A 6172-nucleotide genomic window follows, 5' to 3' on the forward strand; every position below is an offset into this window, starting at 1 on the left:
CTATTTCTCCCTGTCCTCCGCCGACACCCCTGCGTGACCTTCCGGGCAGTGTCGCGCGTTGTGATGTGCCAGCAAGTCGTCATTGAGATGCGTCAACAGCCGGACGAGCTGGAAGCGGTCCTCGGGCGGCCATCCCTGGATAACGGCCGCGACTTCGGAGTCCCGCTCACGTCGGTACTGCTCCATGGCGGCGAACCCGGCACTGGTGGCGGTCAGCAGTGCGCCACGCCCGTCCTCCGGGTCCGGCCGACGTTCGACCAGGCCGCAGTCCACCAGGGCCCTGGTCCGACGGCTGACCGTCGAAAGATCGAGGAGTGTGTCCGCGGCCAGATCGGTGGCCCGCCGTGGACCGTCCATCACGAGTCGGGCCAGCAACAGGCGGTCCGCGCCGCCGGGTTCGTACTTGGCGAGGTGTTTCCAGGCTGACACCAGCCGCATGAGCCGTACTATCTCGGCGCCCAGGCTGGGGGCGGCCTCCGTTGCGGTCAGTCCGTCGGGGCTCATGCCGGTAGCGGTGCCGGCGTCGGCTGTGTCATCGCTCGGACCAGCGGGGGTACGGGGCCTGTTCGCGCGGTCAGGGGTCGTTCTCGTGTCGATCGCCTGTTCCTCCGAAACTTGCTTGGGCCCCGCAAGTATAGGGTCAGTTGCTTGCCTAGAGCAACTTAATGACCCAAACCTGGGGCCGGCGTGGGAACCGCCGCCGGCAATTTGACGGCGCTGCGCATCGCAGCCGCACGTACCGGACGACGCGAAGGCCGCCCTCCAAGCGGACGGCGGGACATAGGAGTTACTCGTTCAGGCCCTGTGCGCTGGACAGGGTCTGACTCTGGCCCCGGCCGTCCTTGGCTCCGGGGTCCGGGACCGGGTCCAGCCCCGTCATGAGTTCCCCGAAGGCGCGGGCGGCGGTGGGGGAGGTGAAGAGGCGGTGAAGCCGGGCGCGGGCCAGTCCGCGGTGGAAGGGGCCGGAATGGGTGTCGTCGCCGGCGTCGTGGACGGTCCGGGTCAGCCAGTGGGAGAATTCCTGGTCGTTCCAGACGCGGCGGAGGCAGCGCTGTGAGTAGGTGCGCAGGCCGGTGTCGTCGTGGTCGCGGACGGAGTCCCGGACGGCGCGGGCGAAGAGGTCGGCGTCGTGGAGGGCGAGGTTCATGCCCTTCCCGCCCATGGGCGGGACGATGTGGGCGGCGTCGCCGACGAGGAAGAGGCGGCCGTACTGCATGGGGTCGTGGACGAGGCTGCGGAGCCGGAAGGTCTCGCGGTCGGTGATCGGGCCGGGGGCGAGGGCGGGGTCGGCGAGCCGGGTGCGCAGCGCGTCCCAGACGCGGGTGTCGGGCCAGGCGTCGGGGTGGTCGTCGGGTGGGCACTGGAGGTAGTAGCGGCTGGCGTGTGGGCCGCGGGCGAAGTGGGCGGCGAAGCCGTGCGGGCTGACGGCGAGGAGGGGGCGGGCCGGCGGCGGGGCGTCGGCGAGGACGGTGAGCCAGCCGATGCCGTGGTCGAAGGCGTGGGCGGTGAGGACGCCGTCGGGGACGGTGGCGCGGCTGATGCCGTGGTCACCGTCGCAGCCGGCGACGAAGGCGCAGGCGATGGTGCGGAGGGTGCCGTCGGCGCCGCGGTAGCGGACGGTCGGGCGGTCGCCGGTCAGCTCGTGCAGGGAGATGTCGGCGGCCTCGAAGCGCAGGTCGCCGCCGTCGGCGAGGTACGCGGCGGTGAGCTTCTGGACCAGTACCTGTTGGGGGCACAGGCGGGCCGCGAGGCCTTCCGAGCCGTCGTCGTCGGACACCAGGTGGCTTTCGCCGTCCACCCGGAACTCCAATGTGCCGTCGGACGGGACGCCGCCGAGGACTTGGTCGGCCAGCCCCCAGGAGTCGAACATCCGGACAGCGCGGGTTTCGACGATGCCGGCCCGCTGGCGCTGTGCCACATGCTCGCGGGTCTGGCGTTCCAGGACGACGCAGTCGACGCCGCTGCGCCGCAGCAGGTTGGCGACGGTCAAACCGGCCGGGCCCGCCCCGATCACCACGACGGTCGTGGATTCCGGTGACTCCCTCAACTCCTGTGCCTGTTCGGCCACTTGGCAACCTCCGGCGTTCAGCCTAGCCGAGTACGTCCGATGTCCGGGCTGGTGTCCTGGGGGTCCTGGTGTTGTCGGTGGGGTCGCTTAGGATCTCCGGCGATCGGGGGTGGGCCCCGGCGGGGGCAGGGACGGCATGAGTTTTGATTTTGCGGTGTGGTTCGAGCGGACGCGTCCCTCGCGTGCGGAGGCTGTCAGGAAGCATCAGCGGTTGTGCGCGGGCCAGACCGGGGTCGTGGCGGCGAATCCCTCGGTGGCGACGTTCTATCGGGCTTTGGTCGCGGAGTTCCCTGAGCTGCCGGACCGTCCTGACGCGGCGCCGGATCCGGCTTCGCCGTGGTCGGCCGCGTTGGACGTCTCCGAGGGCCATGTCCTCATGCCGATGAGGTGGGGACACGTGGGGACGGTCGCGCCTCGCGTGCTGGAGCTCGCCGCTCGGCACGGGTTGGTGTGCTTCGATCCTCAGGCCGGGGTCGTCCATGTCCCGCCGGCTCTGCGGGGACCGGCTGGGTTGCGGGTGGAGTCGTGTGTTGGGCTGCCGGTGGAGGATCCGGATCCCGAGACGGTCAAGCGGGCGGTGCGGCGGTTGTCCGCAGAGAATTGGTTCGTGATCCTGGAGGGACCGGCCGGGCGGTATGTCCAGGCCGGGACGGGGGCGCAGTCAGGTGCGGCGGCGGGCGGCTTCGCGGTCGAGCACCGCGATGGATCACCGGATCGGCATTACCGGTGTGTCCTGCGTGATGTCGACCAGGTTGTCGCCGTGTTCGTGGACTTCGCGCGGGGCCAGGGCGCGTGGAGCGTGGATGTGACCTGGGAGAAGCTGGCGATGTGAAGACAGGCCGCAGGGCTCGACGGCTGGTGGCCGGCGAGCCCCGGGTGTTTGATGCTGATCGGTCCTTCAGTTGCTGATTGCCGGGGCGCTGCGCACAGGTGCCCCGCCGACAGCGTCTGTGCCGCTCGTAACGGCCTTCCGCTTGCCGAAACGCGCAGCCAGGTCCTGCCACTGCACCCCTGCGCACTCGGTGTTCGTCAGGTCTCCCTGTCAAACCTGCACCCGCAGCGGCGAGCGGCCCGAGGGTGAAACGGGCTGGTCGAGCGGGCCGTCGAGCAGGCCGGCAACGTCTGGGCCAATGCCTCAAGGTCAGTTGGAACCGTGCGGCCAAAGGCGTCCAGGGTGATCAGCCTCTCCACGCAGTTCCCCTCGCGCAACTCGTCCCGCGCGGGCCTCGGTCAGGTGCCGACGTAGGCCGCGAGGTGCTCGCCGGTGAGGGTGGGGCGGGCGGCGACGAGGTCGGCGGGTGTGCCCTCGAAGACGATGCGGCCGCCGTCGTGGCCGGCGCCGGGGCCGAGGTCGATGATCCAGTCGGCGTGTGCCATGACCGCCTGGTGGTGCTCGACGACGATGACCGACTTGCCGGCGTCGACGAGCCGGTCGAGCAGGCCGAGCAGCTGCTCGACGTCGGCGAGGTGGAGGCCGGCGGTCGGCTCGTCGAGGACGTAGATGCCGCCCTTGTCGGCCATGTGGGTGGCCAGCTTGAGCCGCTGCCGCTCGCCGCCGGACAGCGTGGTGAGCGGCTGGCCGAGGCTGAGGTAGCCGAGCCCGACGTCGGCGAGGCGGCCGAGGATGGTGTGCGCGGCCGGTGTGCGCGCCTCGCCGGCGCCGAAGAACTCCTCGGCCTCGGTCACCGACATCGCGAGCACCTCGGCGATGTTGTGCCCCCCGAAGGTGTACTCCAGCACCGCCGCCTGGTACCGCTTCCCCTCGCACTCCTCGCAGGTGGTGGCGACGCCGGCCATGATCGCCAGATCGGTGTAGATGACGCCGGCGCCGTTGCAGGTAGGGCAGGCGCCCTCGGAGTTGGCGCTGAACAGGGCCGGCTTCACGCCGTTGGCCTTGGCGAACGCCTTGCGGATCGGTTCGAGCAGTCCGGTGTACGTCGCCGGGTTGCTCCGTCGTGAGCCGCGGATCGCGCCCTGGTCGACCGACACCACACCCTCGCCGGCCGGGATCGAACCGTGCACGAGCGAGCTCTTGCCGGACCCGGCGACACCCGTGATGACGGTCAGCACCCCGAGCGGGATGTCGACGTCGACGCCCTGCAGGTTGTGCGTCGACGCGCCCCGGATCTCCAGCGTGCCGGCGGGCTTCCGTACCGACTCCTTCACGGCGGCCCGGTCGTCGAAATGCCGGCCGGTGATGGTGCCGCCGGTCCGCAGCCCCTCGACGGTGCCCTCGAAACAGACGGTGCCGCCCGCCGTACCGGCGCCGGGGCCGAGGTCGACGACATGGTCGGCGATCGCGATCGTCTCCGGCTTGTGCTCCACGACGAGCACGGTGTTGCCCTTGTCCCGCAGCCGCAGCAGCAGGTCGTTCATCCGCTGGATGTCATGCGGGTGCAGGCCGATGGTGGGCTCGTCGAAGACATACGTGACGTCGGTGAGCGAGGAGCCGAGGTGGCGGATCATCTTGACGCGCTGCGCCTCGCCGCCCGACAGCGTGCCGGCCGGCCGGTCGAGCGAGAGGTAGCCGAGGCCGATCTCCACGAACGAGTCGAGGGCCTGCTGCAGCGCGGTGAGCAGCGGCGCCACCGACGGCTCGTCGAGGCCGCGGACCCACTCGGCCAGGTCGCTGATCTGCATCGCGCAGGCGTCGGCGATGTTGATCCGCTTGATCTTCGACGACCGGGCGCCTTCGCTGAGCCGGGTGCCGTCGCACTCGGGGCAGGTGGTGAAGGTGACCGCCCGGTCCACGAACTCCCGGATGTGCGGCTGCATGCCCTCCCGGTCCTTGGCGAGCATCGACTTCTGGATCCGCGGGATCAGCCCCTCGTAGGTCATGTTGATGCCCGCGATCTTCATCCGGGTCGGCTCGCGGTGGAGGAAGTCGTGCAGCTCCTTCTTGGTGAACTTGCCGATCGGCTTCTCCGGGTCGAAGAAGCCCGACTCGCTGTAGAGCCGTGAGTTCCAGCCGCCCCCCGTGTAGCCGGGGACGGTGATCGCGCCGTCGGCGAGCGACCTGGAGTCGTCGTAGAGCTGGGTGAGGTCGAGATCGGTGACCGTGCCCCGGCCTTCGCAGCGCGGACACATGCCGCCGGTGATGCTGAAGCTGCGCCGCTCCTTCACCTTCTGTCCGCCGCGCTCCATGGTCACCGCACCCGCGCCGCTGATCGAGGCGACGTTGAAGGAGAACGCCTTGGGCGAGCCGATGTGCGGCTTCCCGAGCCGGCTGAAGAGGATGCGCAGCATCGCGTTGGCGTCGGTGGCGGTGCCGACCGTGGAGCGGGGGTCGGCGCCCAGCCGCTGCTGGTCGACGGTGATCACGGTGGTCAGACCGTCGAGGACGTCGACCTCGGGCCGCGCCAGCGTCGGCATGAAGCCCTGTACGAAGGCGCTGTACGTCTCATTGATCAGCCGCTGCGACTCCGCGGCGATCGTGTTGAACACCAGCGAGCTCTTGCCCGAGCCGGAGACGCCGGTGAACACCGTCAGCCGGCGCTTCGGGAGCTCGATGCTGACGTCCTTGAGGTTGTTCTCGCGCGCGCCGTGCACGCGGATCAGGTCGTGGCTGTCGGCAACGTGCAGCGCAGGCGACTGCGTGTCCGTCCTCGTGGCCATGCTCATCGTGTCTCCATCTGTTGGGCGGGGCCGCCTTCGCGGTCTTCGTCGGCGTCGCCTGGCTCGATCGGACCAGCCTCGCACAGTACGGCTGGTTGTCCTTTGGTTCTCCTTCGCTTCGGTCCGTGGTGCCCGGGGAGCCCTGGGCCCCGGGCACGCGGCGCGCGCCCGGCCGAGGCGTCAGACCGGCCAGCGGCCGTCGCGCAGCAACTCGCGGTCGGGCATCTCGTTCACGTCCCGCCAAGCCCGGATGCGGCGCGGCGGATCGAAGCCGGTGCGCGCGGCGAACCGGTCACCCCGCTGCTGCGGCTGCGCGTCGATCTCGAGGACCTCGACTTCGCCCTCGCGTCGTGCGCGGGCTCCTTCACGGTGCCGTCCGTGCAGGTCACGGCTGCGATAGCCGGACGGCTCAGCGCAGCTCCTGGATGCGGATCAGGTTGCCCGCGGGATCGCGGAAGGCGCAGTCGCGGATGCCGTACGGCTGGTCGG

4 protein-coding genes and 1 pseudogene are annotated in these 6172 nt (G+C 70.4%); 1 reads left to right on the top strand and 4 read right to left on the bottom strand.

Features of this window, described 5'->3' with window-relative positions; translation table 11 throughout:
* On the bottom strand, positions 1 to 504 hold the full coding sequence (locus ACFXJ5_RS39180) for a MarR family winged helix-turn-helix transcriptional regulator (protein ID WP_384642610.1): 504 nt from the start codon (positions 502 to 504) through the stop codon (positions 1 to 3).
* Between the two features lie 283 nt (positions 505 to 787).
* The gene (locus tag ACFXJ5_RS39185; RefSeq protein WP_384642612.1) at positions 788 to 2068 is read right to left on the bottom strand and encodes a 4-hydroxybenzoate 3-monooxygenase; all 1281 of its coding nucleotides are present in this window, start codon (positions 2066 to 2068) and stop codon (positions 788 to 790) included.
* A 607-nt stretch (positions 2069 to 2675) separates the two neighbouring features.
* Here ACFXJ5_RS39185 and ACFXJ5_RS39190 point away from each other — a divergent pair.
* Positions 2676 to 2900, top strand: a complete 225-nt coding sequence (locus ACFXJ5_RS39190) for a hypothetical protein (RefSeq protein WP_384642615.1) — start codon at positions 2676 to 2678, stop codon at positions 2898 to 2900.
* 398 nt (positions 2901 to 3298) lie between these two features.
* On the opposite strand, the gene ACFXJ5_RS39195 is transcribed toward ACFXJ5_RS39190, so the two are convergent.
* Positions 3299 to 5689, bottom strand: coding sequence for an ATP-binding cassette domain-containing protein (locus ACFXJ5_RS39195; RefSeq protein WP_384642618.1), 2391 nt, complete (start codon positions 5687 to 5689; stop codon positions 3299 to 3301).
* Positions 5690 to 6092: 403 nt separating this feature from the next.
* Positions 6093 to 6172, bottom strand: a pseudogene (locus tag ACFXJ5_RS39200) (VOC family protein); the annotation flags it as partial.

It is taken from the genome of Streptomyces sp. NPDC059373, from assembly GCF_042751495.1.
GTDB lineage: Bacteria > Actinomycetota > Actinomycetes > Streptomycetales > Streptomycetaceae > Actinacidiphila.